The following is an 18,966-nucleotide window of genomic DNA, read 5'->3' on the forward strand; positions in this document are numbered from 1 at the left end:
GGTCGAGGCACGTGAGCCTCATGACGCATCTCACCTTTATCGACCGAAAACTTCACCAACACCGTCAGAAAAACGCTAACTGTTCAGCATTACGGCAACGCCGGGCTTTTTCTATTCCATGATGCGGTGGATTTGCAGGTACTGCAGCAGCATGATGGTTTTGCCGTCCTTGATGCGGCCGTCGGCGATCATCGCCACCGCTTCGCTGAACGGCAGTTCGACCACTTCGATATCTTCATCCTCGATGCCGCCGCCCGCCGCACGCCGCTCATCTTCATGGTATTCGGCGATGAAGAAGTGCACGATCTCGGTCACGCCGCCCGGCGACATGTAAGCCTCGAATATTTTCTTCACCTCGCCGACCTGGAATCCGGTCTCCTCCACCGCCTCGCGGCGCGCGCACTGCTCCGGCGAGTCGGCGTCCAGCAGGCCGGCGCAGGCCTCCAGCAGCATGCCGCTGTCATTGCCGTTGACGTAGGTCGGCATGCGGAACTGATGGGTCAGCACCACGGTGCCCCTGGCGCGGTTGTACAGCAAGATGGTGGCGCCGTTGCCGCGGTCGTACACCTCGCGCATCTGCTGAACTGAACCGCCATCCTTGCGTTTCAAATCAAAGGTGTACTTGTGCAGTACATACCAGTTGTCCGACAGCAGCTCTTTCTTCACATTCTCAATTTTCGATGACATGAACTCTTCTTCCGTTGGCTGAAACGTGAAAATCATACCGCGATTGCGCACCGCTGCGGCAAGCGATTTGCAACAAAAGCCGTCAATGGTCATTCGGCGAGCGGCGGCGGCGCATGGTTGAGGGGTAACCGGCCGAACTCGCTATTTATTTGATTACACAACGACAATTGTTTCCGCCTTGTTGACAACTTGATACAAATCGCGGCGCATTTTAGTTGCAAAAGTTATAGTTTTGCTTTCGAATGAAACTGACGATGCGCGTCGCCCGCACAGAAAAGGATCCGCGATTGCTTGTTAAACGTTCCGTGACCGGCAGCCTGGCCAGGGCGCTGTTTTGCATGGTGATCCTGTCGGTGCTCTCCACCGGATTGGCCCTGATCACCGTCGCCGGCAGCCAAAACGACGCCGAAGCGATCAACATCGCCGGCTCGCTGCGCATGCAGAGTTATCGGCTGGCGTACGATCTCGACACTCGGTCCGCCGAACTGGAGCGGCATTTGCAGCAGTATCAACAATCGCTGCAGGCCCCGGCGCTGCTGAAGCTGGATCGTTTCTACGTGCCGGCCGAGGTGCGAGATGAATACCTGACCCTGCGGCAATCCTGGCAGGGCCTGGCGCAGCAGATCCGCGCCGGCCGGACCCGCGCCTATCAGGCCAACGTCGTTAACCATGTTAACCAGATTGACCACTTTGTTTCCGCACTGCAGCACTACTCCGAGCTGAAACTGACCCTGGTGGCCGCCATCAGCGTGCTGGGCTACGCCGCCATCATCGGCCTGGTGCTGTTTTGCATCCGCTTTATGCGCCGCCAGGTGGTGGCGCCGCTGCAACGCCTGGTGGACGCCAGCCAGCGCGTACAGCGGCGCGATTTCAACCACCCGCCGCTGGATGTCAGGCTGCCGAACGAACTGGGCGTATTGTCGCAGGCCTTCACCGCCATGACCGACGACCTGGCCAAGCTGTATCTGTCGCTGGAGCACAAGGTGCAGGAAAAAACCCAGCGCCTGCAGCAGGCCAATAAAACGCTGGAGGTGCTGTACCGCTGCTCTCAGGCGCTGAGCGTGCGTCAGATCGATCAGCAGGCGTTTGAACAAATCCTCGATATCGTGCGGCAGAGCGAACGGCTGCACAGCATCAGGCTGGAGGTGGCGGACAGCGTCAGCCAATGGCGGCTCGGCTGCGGCGAACCGGCGCCCGCCGGGGCATGGCAGCGGTTGCCTATCCTGCAGGACGGAAAAATCCTGGGGGAGCTGCGCTGGCAGGCGCGCGAGTGCCCGCCGCACCCGCACCTGATGCAGAGCCTGGCCAACATGCTGAGCCGCGCGGTCTATTTCAACCGGGCGCAGAAACAGCATCAGCAGCTGGCGCTGATGGAAGAGCGTGCGACCATCGCCCGCGAGCTGCACGATTCACTGGCGCAGGCGCTGTCGTTCCTGCGCATTCAGCTGACGCTGCTCAAGCGCAGCGTCAACGATAATCCGGCGCAGGCGCGGGAGATTATCGACGATGTCGAGCGCACGCTGGCCGATGCCTATCGCCAGCTGCGCGAACTGCTGGCGACCTTCCGCCTGAACATTCAGGAGGCGGACTTGCACGGCGCGCTGCAGCAGCTGCTGCAGCCATTAAAGGCTCTGAGCAGCGCGCGGATTCAGTTACACTGTCGGCTCTCCTCACAGGCGCTCAACGCCCAGCAGCAGGTGCATGCGCTGCAGATTGTGCGCGAAGCGGTGCTCAACGCCGTCAAACACGCCGGGGCCGACGAGATCGTCGTTCGCTGCGAAGTGAACGCCGCCGGCGATAACGCGTTCAGCATCGCCGACGACGGCTGCGGCATCGCCAGCCTGGAAGAGCCGGAAGGCCATTATGGTTTAACCATCATGAGCGAGCGCGCCGCGCGGTTGGCGGGCACGCTGCGCATCCAACGGCGGGCCGCGGGCGGCACCGAGGTCTGCCTGACGTTTCCGTCATAACCCGCATGGCTGTCCACCCTGCGTTACGCTTGCGCGCCGGCTGGCGGCCGTTTCAGGATGTCCGTGGCGCCGATTGCCACTATTTTAAAAGAGTCCGTCCCACTGTGGAGCACGCCCTCAGGGCGCGTTTGAGTGGCTTTACTTGCTACAGGGAGCATATTTCATGGTGATGAAGCACTACCGAGTAATGATCGTTGACGACCACCCGCTGATGCGGCGCGGCATCAAACAGCTGCTGGGACTGGATCCGCTGTTTAGCGTGGCGGCGGAAGCCGGCAGCGGCGACGAAGCGATCGCTCTGGCGCAGCAGCACGCCCCGGACGTCATCCTGCTGGATCTGAACATGAAGGGCATGTCGGGGCTGGATACGCTGAAAGCGCTGCGCCATGAGGGCGTGGACGCCCGCATCATCGTGCTGACGGTGTCCGATGCGCGCAGCGACCTGTATGCCCTGATCGACGCCGGCGCCGACGGTTATCTGCTGAAGGACAGCGAGCCGGAACTGCTGCTGGAGCACATCCGCGCCGCAGCCGCCGGGCAGAACGTCATCAGCGAGGCGGTGGCGGATTATCTGCTGTCGCGCGGCGAGCAACGCGACCCCTTCGCCGAACTGACCGAGCGAGAGCTGGATGTGCTGCAGGAAGTGGCGCGCGGCATGTCCAACAAACAGGTGGCGGCGCAACTGCATATTTCGGAAGAAACGGTGAAGGTGCATATCCGCAACATGCTGCGCAAGCTGGACGTGCGCTCGCGCGTGGCGGCGACGGTGATGTACCTGGAACATAAAAGCCAATAACCGCAGCGCTCCCCGGCCGGGGAGCCTTATTCTATCGCGGCGAGCAGCGCCTGGTGATGCTGGTGGATCCAGCTCTTGTTAAGCGGCCCCCAGCTTTCAAGCCGGTAAAAACCGTCGTTATTGCGCACGCCCTGCTGCACGAACTGCAGCTCCACGCCCATGCCGGGCAACGCCTTGAGCACATCTTGCAGCGTGCGGCGCGGCCAGCCGGTCAGCGCCATCAGCCGCGGCACGTTTGGCCGTTCGCTGTGGCCGATCAGCCAGCACAGGTAAAGTCGTCGGGCGAATACCGGATTAATTGCCATGCCAAGCTCCTGCCTCGAAATGATTCCCGTTTGCGCTTAGGTTCCCTGCCCAAAGGATATGCAAGGTCGTTGATAGTAATAAAAATGTCTTAATGATATTTTTTAACCCGTACGGGTGCTGCACCGCAGGTTTCTACTACCGTTATTTACATTATCTCCTTTTTTTCTCCACGCTTTACCCGACCATCCCGAGTAAAGTGCAATAGCGCCGGAATCCTTCCCAGCCGCTGAAATGCATAATCCCGATGCGTCTTAAAGATAGAACAAGTCATAACGAGGTTCGCGCTGCATGGCCAATTTTTTTATTGATCGCCCGATTTTCGCCTGGGTTCTGGCAATTATTCTTTGCCTGACCGGCGCCTTGGCGATTTTTTCCTTGCCCGTTGAGCAATACCCAAACCTGGCGCCGCCTAACGTGCGCATCAGCGCCACCTACCCCGGCGCCTCGGCGAAGACGCTGGAAAACACCGTTACCCAAATCATCGAACAGAACATGACCGGCCTGGACAACATGATGTACATGTCGTCTCAAAGCACCAACACCGGCCAGGCCACCGTGACCTTGACCTTTGAAGCCGGCACCGACCCCAACGAGGCGATGCAGCAGGTGCAAAACCAGCTGCAGGCGGCGATCAAACGCCTGCCGCAGGCGGTGCAAAACCAGGGGGTTACGGTATCGAAATCCGGCGACACCACCCTGATGATGGTGGCGTTCGTTTCCACCGACGGCAGCATGGACAAGCAGGACATCGCCGATTACATCGTTTCCAACCTGCAGGACCCGCTCAGCCGCATTAACGGCGTGGGCAGCATGGACGTTTACGGTTCGCAGTACGCCATGCGCATCTGGCTCGATCCCAACAAACTGAACAGCTATCAGCTCACGACCCAGGACGTGGTCAGCGCCATTCAGTCGCAGAACGCCCAGGTGGCGGTCGGCCAGCTCGGCGGCACGCCGTCGGTCGATAAGCAGGCGCTCAACGCCACCATCAACGCGCAGTCGCAGCTGCAAACGCCGGAGCAGTTCCGCCAAATCACCCTGCGGGTCAACAAGGACGGTTCGCTGGTGACGCTGGGCGATGTCTCCACCATCGAGCTGGGCGGCGAAAACTACAACTATCTCAGCCGCTATAACGGCATGCAGGCGGCGGGCATGAACATCAAGCTGGCCTCCGGCGCCAACGAGCTGCAAACCGACCAGCTGGTGAAGGACAAAATCGCCGAGCTGTCGCAGTATTTCCCGCACGGGCTGGAGGCCAAGGTGGCCTATGAAACCACGCCGTTCGTCAAAGCCTCGATCAAGGACGTGGTGCAAACCCTGCTGGAAGCCATTTTGCTGGTGTTCCTGGTGATGTACCTGTTCCTGCAAAACTTCCGCGCCACCCTGATCCCCACCATCGCCGTGCCGGTGGTGCTGATGGGCACCTTCGCCATCCTTTCCGCCTGCGGGTTCAGCATCAATACCCTGACCATGTTCGCCATGGTGCTGGCGATCGGCCTGCTGGTGGACGACGCCATCGTGGTGGTGGAAAACGTCGAGCGCGTGATGAGCGAAGAAGGCCTGCCGCCGCGCGAGGCCACGCGAAAATCCATGGGGCAGATCCAGAGCGCGCTGGTCGGCATCGCTCTGGTGCTGTCGGCGGTGTTCGTGCCGATGGCGTTCTTCGGCGGCACCACCGGCGCCATCTACCGCCAGTTTTCCATCACCATCGTTTCCGCCATGGTGCTGTCGGTGCTGGTGGCGATGATCCTGACCCCCGCCCTGTGCGCCACGCTGCTCAAACCGATCGCCAAGGGCCATCACCACGGCAAGCGCGGCTTCTTCGGCTGGTTCAACCGCATGTTCAACCGCAACGCCGATCGCTATGAGCGCGGCGTGGGGCGCGTGCTGCACGCCAGCACCCGCTATATGGTGATTTACCTGCTGCTGCTCGGCGGCATGGCGCTGCTGTTCATCAAGCTGCCGACCTCGTTCCTGCCGCAGGAAGACCGCGGCATCTTTACCGTGCAGGTGCAGCTGCCGCCGGGCTCGACCCTGCAGCAGACCTCCAAAGTGGTGGAGAAAGTGGAGCACTACTTCCTGACCAAGGAAAAAGAGGACGTGCTGTCGGCCTTCGCCATCATCGGCGCCGGCCCGGGCGGCAACGGCCAGAACGTGGCGCGCCTGTATATCCGCCTGAAGGACTGGGACCTGCGCACCTCGGGCGCCAATACCTCGTTCGACATCATCGAGCGCGCCACCAAGGCGTTCGAAAAAATCAACGAGGCGCGGGTGATCGCCAGCAGCCCGCCGGCGATCACCGGGTTGGGCAACTCCGCCGGTTTCGATATGGAACTGGAAGATCACGCCGGCCTGGGCCACGACAAGCTGATGGCGGCCCGCAACCAGCTGCTGCAGCTGGCCGGGGAAAACCCGCTGCTGGCGCGGGTGCGTCACAACGGCCTGGACGACAGTCCGCAGCTGCAGATAGACATCGACCAGCGCAAGGCGCAGACGCTGGGGGTTGCTATCGACGACATCAACAACACGCTGTCGACCGCCTGGGGATCGACCTACGTTAACGACTTCGTCGACCGCGGCCGGGTGAAGAAGGTCTACGTGCAGGCGGCCGCGCCGTACCGCATGCTGCCGGGCGACATCGACAAATGGTACGTGCGCAACAGCGCCGGCGGCATGGTGCCGTTCTCGGCCTTCGCCACCTCGCATTGGGAGTACGGCTCGCCGCGGCTGGAGCGCTACAACGGCAGCTCGGCGCTGGAGATCGTCGGCGAAGCGGCCGAGGGCGTCAGCACCGGCACCGCGATGGCCGAAATGGAGAAAATCGTCAGCCAGCTGCCGACCGGCTTCGGCCTGGAATGGACGGCGATGTCCTATCAGGAACGCCTGTCCGGTTCGCAGGCGCCGGCGCTGTACGCCATCTCGCTGCTGGTGGTGTTCCTGTGCCTGGCGGCGCTGTATGAGAGCTGGTCGATCCCGTTCTCGGTGATGCTGGTGGTGCCGCTGGGGGTGATCGGCGCCGTGGCGGCCACCTGGATGCGCGGGTTGGAAAATGACGTTTACTTCCAGGTCGGGCTGCTGACCATCATCGGGCTCTCGGCGAAAAACGCCATTCTGATCGTCGAATTCGCCAACGAGCTGAACAGCAAGGGGCAGGATCTGATGTCGGCGACGCTCGAAGCCTCGCGCATGCGCCTGCGGCCGATCCTGATGACGTCGCTGGCGTTTATCTTCGGCGTGCTGCCGATGGCCACCAGCAGCGGCGCCGGCTCGGGCAGCCAGCATGCGGTCGGCACCGGCGTGATGGGCGGCATGATCTCCGCCACCCTGCTGGCTATCTTCTTCGTGCCGCTGTTCTTCGTGCTGGTGCGCCGTCGCTTCCCCGGCAAGCAGGCTCACGCGGCGCCGGCGGAAAACGCCGGCGAGTAACAAGCCAATAAAAAAGCAGCGTCGGGCAACCGATGCTGCTTATCTCGAACGAAGGCTTCGTTCCCAGGGCGCTTCAGGCGATAGCCAATAAATCCGCCTGGTCATGCGCTTCACCGCAGCGTCAGTTACCCAACATCTCATCAATGAAGTCTTTCCAGTTCCCTAACTCGCGATCGACCATAATGCTTTACAACCTCAATTATTAGACGAAGCGGATTCTACGCCTGTTTTTTGAGCAAGTGAAGCCATTCGGGAACGATGCCGCCCGCGGAAACCGGGGTTAGCGCACATTTTCGTATTTATCTTATCAATAACCGGCTCTTCTATGCCCTTGTGCTATCAATTCTTCCGTAGTAGCGTGCCAGAGGTACAAAAATCCCCCACCTGAGGCTATGTCATGTCCGCGACGCTGACCATCGAACAACTGAAAAGGCTGGGCCGTTATCCTGAAGCCACCGAGCTGGCGCAACATCAGCTGCGGCAGCAGCCGGAAGACGCCGAGTTGCACTACCAGCTGGCCTGTCTGTACGACGTGCAGGGGCTGGAACAGCAGGCCATTCCCTGCTACCTGGCCGCATTGGCGCGCGCCCTGCCGGCCGCCCGGCGGCAGGAGGCCTGGCTGGGCCTCGGCAGCACCTACCGGGCGCTCGGGCAGTACCAACCCTCGCTGGACGCCTTCGACCGGGGGCTGGCGGAATTTCCGCAGGCCAAGGAGCTGACGCTGTTCCGCGCCATGACGTTGTACAACCTGGGGGAAACCAAACAGGCGGTGGCCGACCTGCTGTTGCTGCTGGCGGAAACCTCGTCGCATAGCGACATCAGCAGTTACCAACGCGCCATTCGGCAGTACGCCGCCGATCTCGACCGTATCGGCTAGGGAGGAACGATGGAAATCATCACCGATCCGCAGCGCTGCGCCGTCGACTGGCGGCGACTGAGTCGGCTGCTGGCAGACGCCGGGCTGGGCGAGCGCGACCCGCAGGTGATGCAGCGGGTGTATCAACACAGCCAGTTTTGCTATTGGGGATTTATTGACGGTGAGCTGATGGCCACCGCTCACGCCATCAGCGACATGACCTCGGTGGCCTATCTGGCCGACGTGGCCGTCGATCCGCGCTTTCAGGGCCAGGGGCTGGGCCGGCGGCTGATGGACCGGGTGATGCGGGACCTGGCGCCGCTCGGCAAGGTGTTCATCTATTCGGTACCGGACAAGCTTGAATTCTATAAGAAATACGGCTTCCGCAGCCTGACTACCGGCATGGTGTACGCCGACGGCGCCGCCCTGCAGCGCCTGCAGGACAGCGGCTACGTACGCTGAGGTCCAGATGCGGATAAAACCAAAAACCAAACGGGAAGGCCTAAATTTATGTCCGAAAAATCATGGCTCATTGAAACTGAACTAAAAAGCCAAACCATCAGCCTTATTCCCTTACGTAAAGAACACGCTCCGGAGCTGGCGCAGGCGGCTATGGATGGAAGATTGTGGGAACTGTGGTTTACTTCCGTTCCGACTGAACACACCGTTGATAATTATGTGAGCCAAGCGTTGAGTGAACAATCAGCCGGCCGGGCATTACCCTTCGTCATCGTGCATAACGCAACGCAGAAAATTATCGGTACCACCCGTATTTGTAATGCCGATGGGCAAAACCGTCGGGTGGAAGTCGGCTATACTTGGTATGCAAAAAGTCATCAGAAAACCGCCGCTAATACAGAGTGCAAACTCCTGTTGCTCAGTTATGCCTTTGAAGAGCTGGCGGTAATTGCCGTTGAATTTCGTACTCACTGGCACAATCACATTTCAAGAGCGGCGATAACCCGACTCGGCGCCAAGCAAGATGGCGTATTGAGAAATCACCAAAAAAATGCAGATGGCAGCTATCGCGACACGGTGATTTTCTCGATCATTGACCATGAGTGGCCGATGGTGAAAAAAAGCTTAGGTTATAAATTACGCCAACCCAGAGAGTAAAAGCGATAAAGCAGGCTAAAGCGCCTTGCTCATAAAAATCCGCCGGGTGCCCGGCGGCAAACAAGGCACCTCGCCGAAACGCGTCCACCCGTGCTTCTCATAGAATTTCGGCGCCTGGAAACTGATGGTGTACAGCACCGCAGACAGGCAGCCGCGCCGCCGTCCTTCTTCTTCGAACCTGCGCAGCAGCTCGCTGCCGACCCCGGAACCGCGCAGCGCCTTGGGCAGGTGAAACAGTTCGAGAAACAGCATCCCCAGCGATGAACGCCCGATGATGCCGCCCAGCGCCTTGCCGCTGTGCGGATCCCTTACCACCACCGCCAGCGGCAGGCGATCGTTGTTGCCGGTGATCTCGTCGTTATAACTGTCCAGCCCTGCGCCGATGAGCGCTTCGATTTCTGTACTGACGTTGTCGAGCACCTCTACCGGGTAATTATTCATGTCGCTCTCATATGGCCGATGTTAGATATCACCACAGATTAGCAAAAATTCGCCATAGCGAATGCTCGCCGCATTTTTTCGCGTTTTCCCCGGCTTTCGGACCATTGGACGGTGGAACTCACGGCGGTTTTTCGGCATGCTGGATGCCGGTTTTCATTTTCCGCTCCGGCGGTTTACCACCGGCGTTTCGCCGGTGTTTGGTTGCAGAGAAGGTTTTGACTCCATGACGTTGACCATGTACGGCATCAAAAATTGTGACACCATCAAAAAAGCGCGCCGCTGGCTGGAAGAACAGGGCGTGGCCTATCAGTTTCACGACTACCGCGCCGACGGGCTGGATGAACGGCTGCTGCGCGGTTTTGTCGAGCGACTGGGTTGGGAGCCGCTGTTGAACACCCGCGGCACCACCTGGCGCAAGCTGGATGACGCGCAGCGCAGCGCCTGCGATAACGCCGATGCGGCCATCGCCCTGATGTTGGCCCAGCCGGCTATCATCAAACGTCCGCTGCTGGACGACGGCCAGGGCCACGCCCTGCTCGGCTTCAGCGCCGAGGGCTATCAGCAATTTATCTCCGAGGTCGCAGCATGATTTGCCCGGTTATCGAACTGGCTCAACAGTTGATCAAACGCCCTTCCCTCAGCCCGCGCGACGAAGGCTGCCAACAGCTGATGATCGACCGGCTGCAGGCCATCGGCTTTACCGTCGAAGCGATGGACTTCGAGGACACCCAGAATTTCTGGGCCTGGCGCGGCGAAGGCCGGACGCTGGCGTTTGCCGGCCACACCGACGTGGTGCCGACCGGCGACGAAAAACGCTGGGACAACCCGCCGTTTGAGCCGGCCATCCGCGACGGCATGCTGTACGGCCGCGGCGCGGCGGACATGAAAGGCTCGCTGGCGGCGATGGTGGTGGCGGCGGAACGCTTTGTCGCCGCCAACCCGCACCATCAGGGCCGGCTGGCGTTTCTGATCACCTCCGATGAAGAGGCCAGCGCCACCCACGGCACGGTCAAGGTGGTGGAAGCGCTGATGGCGCGCAACGAACGGCTGGATTACTGCCTGGTCGGCGAACCGTCCAGCACCGATCGCGTCGGCGACGTGGTGAAAAACGGCCGCCGCGGTTCAATCACCGCCAACCTGCACATCCACGGCGTGCAGGGCCACGTCGCCTACCCGCACCTGGCGGATAACCCGGTGCACCGCGCCATGCCGGCGCTGAATGAGCTGGTGGCGATCGAATGGGACCGCGGCAACGAATTTTTCCCGCCGACCAGCATGCAGATAGCCAACGTGCAGGCCGGCACCGGCAGCAACAACGTGATCCCGGGCGAACTGTTCGTGCAGTTCAACTTCCGCTTCAGCACCGAACTGACCGACGCGATGATCAAACAGCGGGTGGAAGAGCTGCTGGAGCGCCACCAGTTGAACTACAGCATCGAATGGCGCCTGTCCGGCCAACCCTTCCTCACCGCGCGCGGCGCGTTGGTGGACGCGGTGGTCAACGCCGTCGAGCACTATTCTGAAATCACCCCGCAGCTGCAGACCACCGGCGGCACCTCGGACGGCCGCTTTATCGCCCTGATGGGCGCGCAGGTGGTGGAGCTGGGGCCGGTCAACGCCACTATCCACAAGGTTAACGAGTGCGTGAACGCCGCCGATCTGCAGCTGCTGAGCCGCATGTATCAACGCATCATGGAGCAATTGGTCGCATGATCACCGAGGAAATGCTTACCGGGCGCTCCGCCGCGCACCTGGCGCCGCTGAGCGGCAATCACCGCCTGCAGCCCGCGGCGGTGGCGGCCTTTCTCGCCATGCAGCAGGCGGCGCGAAGCGCGGGATTCGATCTGCAGCCCGCCAGCACCTTCCGCGATTTCGATCGGCAATTGGCGATTTGGAATGGAAAATTCTGCGGCGAGCGCCCAGTATTAGATAAGGACAGCAAACCGATCGACGTGGCGACGCTGTCGGTCGCCGAGCGCTGCGAAGCGATCCTGCGCTGGTCGGCGTTGCCGGGCGCCAGCCGCCACCACTGGGGCAGCGATCTGGATGTGTACGATCCTTCGCTGCTGCCGGAAGGCCAAAAGCTGCAGCTGGAGCCATGGGAATATGAGCAAGGGGGGTACTTCCACGCGCTCAACCAATGGCTGACGGCGCACATGGCGGAATTTGGCTTTTATCGCCCCTTCACCGAAGACGGCGACGGCGTTGCGGTGGAGCCGTGGCATCTGAGCTACCGCCCGCTGGCGCGCGAGGCCGAGCATCTGCTGACGCCGGCGCTGCTGCTGGCGGCCTGGCGAGACAGGGAGGTTGCCGGTGCCGAATGGCTTGAACGCCATTTGCCATCGATATTTTCGCGTTTTATACGCAGTGAAGGAAAGGAGTGAATATGCAATGGTTAGCGGATTACTGGTGGATCATCCTGTTGATTCTGGTGGGGATGATCATCAGCGGCATTAAAGAGCTGCGGCGCGTGGACGTGAAAGGCTATCTGGCCGACAAACCCGAGATCCCGCCGCACCGCGATAACAACGCCCAGTGGGACGACGAAGACGACTGGCCGAAAAAGAAATGACATCAGGGCGCACCCGGCGCCCTGAGTTTTATTTAAAGGCGATCAGATCGCCGCGTTTGCCGAGCAGCGCCTCATCCCAGTAACGCTGGGGCACGTAGTAATGCAGGCGCTCCAGAGCGCTGGTCATCATGCCCTGATTGATCGCGTGCCCTACCCCTTGCTCCACGTCCAACGTAAAATCGACGCCGTTGGCCTGCAGGCTTTCCGCCGCGGCCTGAGCATGCTGCACCGCGATCGTCGCATCCTCTTCACCGTGGATCAGGTGCACCACGCTGTCGCCGAACGCCTGTTCCGGCAGGCTGGCGAATCGCCCGCTGAACGCCACCACCCGGCCGGCCAGTTTGGGCTCCGCTTTTAGCGCCTCCAGCGCCATGATCGCCCCCTGGGAAAAACCGACCAGCGCCGTGGCGGCGTAGTCCACGCCGCTCTGCCGCTGCCAGGCGCGCACCGCCTCGACAAACTGCGGCATCACTTCGGCAATGCGCGCCGCGCGGTTATCCTCGCTAACGCCCTGTACCGAAAACCACTGGCGGCCGCCGCCGTTATCGACGGCGACGGGGCCACCGATGCTGACCACCAGCGCCTGCGGAAAATCTTTGGCGAAGTAGCTGCCGATCTCGCCCATCGCCACCGGATTGTCGCCCACGCCGTGAAACAACAGGATCAGCTGTGCAGCCGGCGCGGCCGGGCTTTGTACAACAAAATGCTCATGTTTCATCGATGACTCCTCAGGTTGATGGGTTACCGCCCGGCGCGCCGCGCCCCGGACCACTGCCCTTCACTATACGCCGTTGAGATCGCAGGAAAATCGGGTTTTATTGAGCGACTTCTTCAATTTATTGCAACGATTGCGACCAACCGCGCCAATAGCGGCAGTGCTGCGCGTCAAGCTGATCCAGCGCCTGCGCCGCCTCGTGTCGCCAAAGGCGCAACAGCGCTTTCTGGCCGCTGACGCCGAACTGCGCGGCGCACGCCGCCGGCGCCCATTGCCGCTGCAAATGCCGGCGCAGCGCCGGCAACGGCAGCTCGCTGGCCATCAGCAGGCGTTGCAGCGCACCCAGGCTGGCTTCCAGCGGGCGATGGGCGAAGGCGAAACCGGCCAGTTCGCGCCAGTCGTCCTCCCCCAGCTGCGGGTCGCCGTCGTCGCCGGGAATTTCCGGCTGCAGATCGATGCGCTGCTGCAGCCAGCGCCAGTCGCGCGCCAAACGCTTGTGCGCCGCATGCCGCAGCGCCTCGCCCTGCTCGCTCAGCGGCAGAATGGCCATCGCGGTGTAGCAGCCACTGCTGGCCTCCGGCTTGCTGCCAATGCGCGCCAGCTCAAAGCCGCAGGATTGCCAGAAGCGCCACAGCGGTTCGGTATAGCCGAAGCTGACCGAGAGAAAGTCCAGCCCCTGCGCCCGACGGCGCTGCTCCTCTATCATACGGCGGGCGATGCCCTGCCGCCGCAGCGCAGGCAACACCGCAATGCGCGTAATGCGCCGTGAACGCAGCGTCGGCGCCCACCACTGGCCGCCATGCGCCGCCAGCGACTGCGCCACCAGATTGCCGCGCGGCCGCCGCCGTCCGGCCCAAACCTCGTGCGCCAGTTCGGCGCTCAGGCCGCCCTCGTCCGCCAGCCACAGCGCGCCAACCACCTCCCGCTCCGCCTGCGCCAGCGCAAAATGCATGCCGGGCGCATCCATCAAGCGGCGCAGATCCAGCGGCGAGGTGCGGTAGTGCGCGCTGCTCAACAGGGCATAAAAACGCGCCAGCCGCTGCGGCTCCGCGCACAGTTCACGCTGTTCCGCCTGGCAGAAGCTCACCGCTTGCCCGGCCGGCCGCCATTCCGGCAGCTCATTGAACAACAACGCATGGTCTATCACCCGTTCCAGCGCGTCGCCCTGCGCCCAGCGCATCGGCTGTTGCAGGCTCAGCGGGTGAAACGCCGGCAGGCCGGCGCAAAACTTCAGTAAAAATCCACGTCCGGTGCCCTCGTAGCCCTGAACCGTGGTGGTTAACAGCACCCGCGGGAAATGGCTGACCAACTGCTGCAACAGCGGGCCGGGAATGGCGGCCGCTTCATCCACCAGCAGCCAGCCCGCCTGGCTGACGCGGTGCTCGCGGCAATGCGCCAACAGCGCATCGGGCGCCCAAAACTGCGCGCGGCCCTGCGCCCACTCGGCGGCGACGTCGGTCGCGGCCCGGCTCGGCCCGGTGATCCAACAGGTCAGCGGCGAATTCGCCACCAGCATGCCCGCCAGCGTCGACTTGCCGCGGCCGCGCGCGGCGGTCAACACCCAGATGCCGGACTCGGCCTTCAGCAACTGCGTCAATATCGCCTGCTGTTCGACGGTAGGCAAACCGGAAGGCGGCCTCCAGCGCGCCCGCTCGGGCAGCGGCGCCAGCGACAGGGCCTCATCCTGGCGCCAGAGCGTCACTTCGCCGTCGGCGGCCAGGTGGCGCTGCAGGTGCTGAATAAAATGCGGGGTGGTGATCGGCTGCGGGCAATCGCTCCAGCGCAGGCTGTCGGCGTCCGGCAACTGGTGCCACCGTCGCCAGGGCGGGGTCAGCAGCAGCAGCCAGCTGCCGGCGCGCAGCGCGCCCGACAGCGCCGCCAGCGCCTCGACATCCAGCCCCTGGGTGGCGTCAAACACCGCATGCAGCCGCTCCTGCCCCAACAGCTGGCGCACCGCGCCGCTCGCCAGCGCCGGCACCTCGGGCGGCGGAGCGTCGCCGACCCACGGCCAATCGCCCGGCAGCGTCGCGGCCAGTTGCCGCGCCTGCTGTCGGCACCATTCCGCTTCGCCGCTGAGCACCAGCAAACGCCTGATGCCCTGCTGCCGCATACGTTGTTGCATTGCCTGTAACATCAGAATCCAGACCTGAAAAAAATGCCGGAGTCAGGCTCCGGCATGGGGTGTATTAACGGGATGCGAAGGTGTTGCAGGTATTAGGGTCGCCGCTGTCGAAGCCCTGCTTGAACCAGGTATAGCGCTGTTGCGAGGTGCCGTGGGTAAAGCTGTCCGGCACCACCCGGCCCTGGCCCTGCTGCTGCAACCGGTCATCGCCGATCGCCTGCGCGGCGTTCAGCGCCGCCTGCAAATCCCCTTCTTCCAGCATCTGCTGCTTCTCGGCGTATTTGCCCCACACGCCGGCGAAGCAGTCCGCCTGCAGCTCCATCTTCACCGACAGGCGGTTAACTTCCGCCTGGCTGGCGCCCTGCTGCATCTGGCGCACCTTAGGTTCGATGCCCAGCAGGTTCTGCACGTGATGGCCGACCTCGTGCGCCACCACATAGGCCTGGGCAAAATCGCCGCCCGCGCCCAGTTTGGTTTTCATGTCCTGATAGAACGACAGGTCGATATAGACCGTTTTGTCTCCCGGGCAGTAGAACGGCCCCATCGCCGCCTGGCCGGTGCCGCAGCTGGTGCGCGTTACGCCGCGGTACATCACCAACTTGGGCGGCTGATAAGTTTTGCCCATGCGCTGGAACACTTCCTTCCAGTTATCTTCGGTCGACGCCAGCACCACCGAGGTGAATTTGGCCAGCTCGTCGTCCTTCGGACTGATAGAGGCGCTCTGCTGCTGGCTTTGGGTCGTCACGTCACCGCCGTTCAGCAGCGGCGACAGATCGATGCCGTAATAACCGGCCACCAGCACCACCACCAGAATGACTATCCCGCCCTTGCCGCCGATCGGCGGCCGAAAGCCGCCGCCGCCCCCCAGACCTGAAGACTGCCCGCGACGATCCTCAACATTGTCACTTTCCCGACGCCCTTGCCAACGCATAAGTAAACTCCAGATTAGGTTTTTGGTAATCGTAGGAAACTCGCCCACTGATTACCATTATAAAGGGTCAGAGGCGGAGGAAATGTAGAATTTTTCTGGAAATGCGGGGGAAACAATGACGGGGCGATCCGGCCGGACGGCCCCGTATGGCAAAAAACGCTTAGTCCAGCTTCACGCCGATGCGGCGCGCCACTTCTTCATAGGCTTCGATCAGGCCGCCCAGGCTCTGGCGGAAACGGTCTTTGTCCATCTTGTCCAGGGTGTTTTTGTCCCACAGGCGGCTGCCGTCCGGCGAAAACTCATCGCCCAGCACCACCTCGCCGTTGAACAGGCCGAATTCCAGCTTGAAGTCGACCAGGATCAGGCCCGCGTCGTCGAACAGCTTGCTCAGCACGTCGTTGGCGCGGTAGCTCAGCTCGCGCATGCGCGCCAGATGCGCTTTGCCCACCCAGCCGAAGGTTTCGCAGTAGGATTCGTTAACCATGGGATCGTGCATGGCGTCGTTCTTCAGAAACAGATCAAACAGCGGCGGGTTCAGCACCAGGCCTTCTTCGATGCCCAGACGCTTCACCAGCGAACCGGCGGCGCGGTTGCGGATCACGCATTCGACCGGCACCATGTCGAGCTTCTTCACCAGCACTTCGTTGTCGGACAGCAGGCGCTCCATTTGGGTCGGGATGCCGGCTTCTTCCAGTTTGCTCATGATGAAATGGTTGAACTTGTTGTTCACCATGCCTTTGCGGTCGAACTGCTCAATGCGCTGACCATCCAGTGCTGACGTATCGTTGCGGAATTCCAACACCAGCAGATCGGGATTTTCGGTGGTGTAGACGGTTTTCGCCTTTCCGCGATACAACTCAGCTAACTTTTGCATCTTACATACTCCAATAAGGATACCCTTCAGCTTTCGAACGACAGCGTCGTTGGCTGCCGCTTGAAATCGGGGGGGTATAAAATTGATACAACGAATTATTTAACAACACACCTGGGTATATTGTGCCAAACCTGCGACGCAAACGATACCGTGCTGAGCAAACAAAAAGGGGCCGGGGCCCCTTTTTAGTTATTTAACGCTGGTTTTACTGAACGCGGACTGGAATGCCGCCACCAGCGCGTCGTTTTGCGACTGGGTCAACGGCTTGCCCTTGGGATCGATAAATTGCAGGCTGGTGCGGTTGTTCAGGTCACCGACCTGCAGCTTGTAATCCCCTTCGGTCAGCTCAGGATCCTTGACGCCCAGGGCGTCCCAATCGCTGCTGCTCGGCGCTTTGTAGGTCACGGCGACGGTGCCCTGCGGACGGCTGCGGTCACCCACTTTCATCCCCAGTTTCTCCAGCGCCGGCGGCAGGCGATCCCACACCACGGTGTAAGGGCCGCGCACCACCAGCATCGGCAGGCCGGTATCATCGGCGCCGCTCTGCACGTCGAGCGCGCCGAAACGGCTCGCCGATTCGCTGCTCGCCAGGTTGTCTTGTTTATCCAGGCCTTCGACCAGGGTGTTCATCATCATGCCGTTGTAACGCTGAATTTCAGAAGGGTCGGTAACCGGGTCGGTTTTGCCCTGCTGCTGCAGGCCGACGCTTTTCACCACCAGCGCCTGCTGGTAACCCTGCTGTTGCACGCTGATCTGATAGCGGCCTTCGTACTGGTTGTCTTCGTCCAGACGGTTCCATTTCACCCAGTCGGTGGTCAGGGTCTGACCGGCGTCCTGACGTGAAGCGATGGCGATGTTCTTCGCCTGCAGCAGGCTGACCACGCGCGACCACAGGTTCTGGTTTTGCGGGCTGTTTTCCAGCAGCAGCGTGCCGCTGTCGCCGTTGTACTGCGCGCGTGAACCACTCAGCAGCGCCAGCGGCTGCACCGGCGGACGAATGTCCAACTGCTTGCCGACGCCGCCTTTCAGCTGGGTGGCCGGCACGTCATAGTTGCCGCTCTGCACCGGCAGGATCATGCCGGCAGGCGCGTTCAGCGCCTTGAGCGGCGAGGCGTCGAGATAGGCCTCGTCGCCGCTGACCTGGCGCTTGTAGCGCTGATCGCTGCTACAGGCCGCCAGCATCATAACCAACGAGACGCCAACGATTTTCGCTACTCTCGACTTTTGCAATGAATAAGCCATCAAATTTCCCTTAAGAGTTACAGCAAACCGACACTTTTCAGTGCGCGTTCCACGACCGGACGCGCAGCGTCGGTCAACGGCGTCATCGGCAGACGCAGCGTATCGGTTGCCATCAATCCCAATGCCTTACAGGCCCACTTCACCGGAATTGGGTTTGCTTCTACAAATAAATCCTGATGCAACGGCATCAAGCGCTGATTTAAGCGGCGTGCCTCGGCGAAGTTGCCCTGCGCCGCCAGCGCGCAAAGCTGCGCCATTTCACGCGCGGCCACGTTGGCCGTAACGGAAATAACCCCTTTGCCGCCCAGTTGCATGAAGTCCAGACCGCTGGCGTCGTCGCCGCTCAGCAGGATGAAGTCTTCATCGTCAACCAGCACTTGGATCTGACTTACGCGACTTAAGTTCCCCGTCGCTTCCTTAACGGCAACAATATTCTTGATTTTCGCCAGCCGCGCGATGGTCGGCGGCAGCATGTCGCAGCCGGTGCGCGAAGGCACGTTATACAGGATCTGCGGCAGTTCGGTGCTTTCGGCGATCGCCTTGAAGTGCTGATACAGCCCTTCCTGGGTCGGCTTATTGTAGTACGGCGTTACCGTCAGGCAACCCACTACGCCGGTATCGGCAAAGCGGCTGGTGAGCGAAATGGCTTCAGCGGTGGCGTTGGCGCCGGTACCGGCGATCACCGGAATGCGGCCGTCGGCCAGCTCCAGCGTCTGCAATACCACGTCGACGTGCTCGTCATGGGCAAGCGTTGCGGACTCGCCGGTAGTCCCTACGGAAACGATAGCCGCGGTTCCACTGGCTACATGATAATCAATCAGTTTTTTTAGGCTCGCGCGATCGACAGCACCTTTGTCGTCCATCGGCGTAACCAGTGCAACAATACTTCCCGTAAACATTGGCCGTCCCCTC

At 61.5% G+C, this 18,966-nt stretch carries 20 protein-coding genes; 10 read left to right on the forward strand and 10 right to left on the reverse strand.

All coding sequences use genetic code 11. From position 1 onward, the window contains the following. Positions 1-111: 111 nt before the first annotated feature. Entirely contained in the window at positions 112-687 is a 576-nt protein-coding gene (gene nudK, locus D7I37_RS00400; RefSeq protein ID WP_061796688.1) for a GDP-mannose pyrophosphatase NudK, read from the reverse strand. Between the two features lie 287 nt (positions 688-974). Here nudK and narQ point away from each other — a divergent pair, with 287 nt between their 5' ends. Beyond that, on the forward strand, positions 975-2,657 hold the full coding sequence (gene narQ / locus D7I37_RS00405; RefSeq protein WP_129543139.1) for a nitrate/nitrite two-component system sensor histidine kinase NarQ: 1,683 nt from the start codon (positions 975-977) through the stop codon (positions 2,655-2,657). Between the two features lie 163 nt (positions 2,658-2,820). Continuing rightward, complete coding sequence (locus D7I37_RS00410; protein WP_061796676.1) at positions 2,821-3,453, forward strand: response regulator; 633 nt, start codon at positions 2,821-2,823, stop codon at positions 3,451-3,453. A 26-nt stretch (positions 3,454-3,479) separates the two neighbouring features. On the opposite strand, the gene D7I37_RS00415 is transcribed toward D7I37_RS00410, so the two are convergent. Then, on the reverse strand, positions 3,480-3,758 hold the full coding sequence (locus tag D7I37_RS00415; protein WP_061796675.1) for a helix-turn-helix domain-containing protein: 279 nt from the start codon (positions 3,756-3,758) through the stop codon (positions 3,480-3,482). Positions 3,759-4,047: 289 nt separating this feature from the next. Between D7I37_RS00415 and acrD the strand changes: the two genes are divergently transcribed. Continuing rightward, positions 4,048-7,185 (forward strand): multidrug efflux RND transporter permease AcrD, encoded by a 3,138-nt coding sequence (gene acrD / locus D7I37_RS00420; protein WP_061796673.1) that lies wholly within the window; start codon positions 4,048-4,050, stop codon positions 7,183-7,185. Positions 7,186-7,306: 121 nt separating this feature from the next. Here the strand turns inward: acrD and ypfM are convergent, their stop codons facing one another. Continuing rightward, a complete protein-coding gene (gene ypfM / locus D7I37_RS27540; RefSeq protein WP_100396732.1) occupies positions 7,307-7,366 on the reverse strand; it encodes a protein YpfM in 60 nt (19 codons plus the stop codon). Between the two features lie 216 nt (positions 7,367-7,582). On the opposite strand from ypfM, the gene D7I37_RS00430 reads away from it, so the two are divergent. The 3 genes from D7I37_RS00430 to D7I37_RS00440 are packed head-to-tail and all read left to right on the forward strand — an operon-like array spanning position 7,583 to position 9,157. Then, a complete protein-coding gene (locus tag D7I37_RS00430) occupies positions 7,583-8,062 on the forward strand; it encodes a tetratricopeptide repeat protein (protein WP_095098675.1) in 480 nt (159 codons plus the stop codon). Positions 8,063-8,071: 9 nt separating this feature from the next. Continuing rightward, positions 8,072-8,503 carry a GNAT family N-acetyltransferase gene (locus D7I37_RS00435; RefSeq protein WP_061796669.1) on the forward strand — a complete coding sequence of 144 codons (432 nt, stop codon included), beginning with the start codon at positions 8,072-8,074 and terminating at the stop codon, positions 8,501-8,503. Between the two features lie 48 nt (positions 8,504-8,551). Then, positions 8,552-9,157, forward strand: a complete 606-nt coding sequence (locus D7I37_RS00440; RefSeq protein ID WP_129543140.1) for a GNAT family N-acetyltransferase — start codon at positions 8,552-8,554, stop codon at positions 9,155-9,157. Between the two features lie 15 nt (positions 9,158-9,172). On the opposite strand, the gene D7I37_RS00445 is transcribed toward D7I37_RS00440, so the two are convergent. Beyond that, positions 9,173-9,598 (reverse strand): GNAT family N-acetyltransferase, encoded by a 426-nt coding sequence (locus D7I37_RS00445; protein WP_129543141.1) that lies wholly within the window; start codon positions 9,596-9,598, stop codon positions 9,173-9,175. 223 nt (positions 9,599-9,821) lie between these two features. Between D7I37_RS00445 and D7I37_RS00450 the strand changes: the two genes are divergently transcribed. Genes D7I37_RS00450 through D7I37_RS00465 form a run of 4 tightly spaced genes read left to right on the forward strand, consistent with a single transcriptional unit; the run spans position 9,822 to position 12,170 of the window. Next, on the forward strand, positions 9,822-10,187 hold the full coding sequence (locus D7I37_RS00450; protein WP_061796686.1) for an ArsC family reductase: 366 nt from the start codon (positions 9,822-9,824) through the stop codon (positions 10,185-10,187). Then, complete coding sequence (dapE, locus tag D7I37_RS00455; protein ID WP_061796668.1) at positions 10,184-11,311, forward strand: succinyl-diaminopimelate desuccinylase; 1,128 nt, start codon at positions 10,184-10,186, stop codon at positions 11,309-11,311. The genes D7I37_RS00450 and dapE overlap by 4 nt, the downstream gene beginning before the upstream one ends. Next, positions 11,308-11,982: a M15 family metallopeptidase gene (locus D7I37_RS00460; protein ID WP_061796666.1), complete on the forward strand. Its 675-nt coding sequence runs from the start codon at positions 11,308-11,310 to the stop codon at positions 11,980-11,982. The genes dapE and D7I37_RS00460 overlap by 4 nt, the downstream gene beginning before the upstream one ends. Positions 11,983-11,984: 2 nt before the next feature. Beyond that, positions 11,985-12,170, forward strand: a complete 186-nt coding sequence (locus D7I37_RS00465; RefSeq protein WP_061796664.1) for a YpfN family protein — start codon at positions 11,985-11,987, stop codon at positions 12,168-12,170. A 28-nt stretch (positions 12,171-12,198) separates the two neighbouring features. Here D7I37_RS00465 and ypfH read toward each other — a convergent pair whose 3' ends face one another. From ypfH to dapA, 6 genes are all read right to left on the reverse strand, one after another. Further along, complete coding sequence (gene ypfH / locus D7I37_RS00470; RefSeq protein WP_061796662.1) at positions 12,199-12,888, reverse strand: esterase; 690 nt, start codon at positions 12,886-12,888, stop codon at positions 12,199-12,201. Positions 12,889-13,006: 118 nt separating this feature from the next. Beyond that, positions 13,007-15,019 (reverse strand): tRNA(Met) cytidine acetyltransferase TmcA, encoded by a 2,013-nt coding sequence (locus D7I37_RS00475; protein ID WP_061796660.1) that lies wholly within the window; start codon positions 15,017-15,019, stop codon positions 13,007-13,009. Between the two features lie 52 nt (positions 15,020-15,071). Next, positions 15,072-15,938 carry a neutral zinc metallopeptidase gene (locus D7I37_RS00480; protein ID WP_129543142.1) on the reverse strand — a complete coding sequence of 289 codons (867 nt, stop codon included), beginning with the start codon at positions 15,936-15,938 and terminating at the stop codon, positions 15,072-15,074. Positions 15,939-16,098: 160 nt separating this feature from the next. Further along, on the reverse strand, positions 16,099-16,812 hold the full coding sequence (gene purC, locus D7I37_RS00485) for a phosphoribosylaminoimidazolesuccinocarboxamide synthase (RefSeq protein ID WP_061796658.1): 714 nt from the start codon (positions 16,810-16,812) through the stop codon (positions 16,099-16,101). Positions 16,813-17,001: 189 nt separating this feature from the next. After that, positions 17,002-18,054 carry an outer membrane protein assembly factor BamC gene (bamC, locus tag D7I37_RS00490; RefSeq protein WP_061796657.1) on the reverse strand — a complete coding sequence of 351 codons (1,053 nt, stop codon included), beginning with the start codon at positions 18,052-18,054 and terminating at the stop codon, positions 17,002-17,004. Between the two features lie 17 nt (positions 18,055-18,071). After that, complete coding sequence (gene dapA, locus D7I37_RS00495) at positions 18,072-18,953, reverse strand: 4-hydroxy-tetrahydrodipicolinate synthase (protein ID WP_061796655.1); 882 nt, start codon at positions 18,951-18,953, stop codon at positions 18,072-18,074. Between the last annotated feature and the right edge of the window lie 13 nt (positions 18,954-18,966).

Source organism: Serratia sp. 1D1416, from assembly GCF_003641105.1.
Lineage (GTDB): Bacteria > Pseudomonadota > Gammaproteobacteria > Enterobacterales > Enterobacteriaceae > Serratia > Serratia ficaria.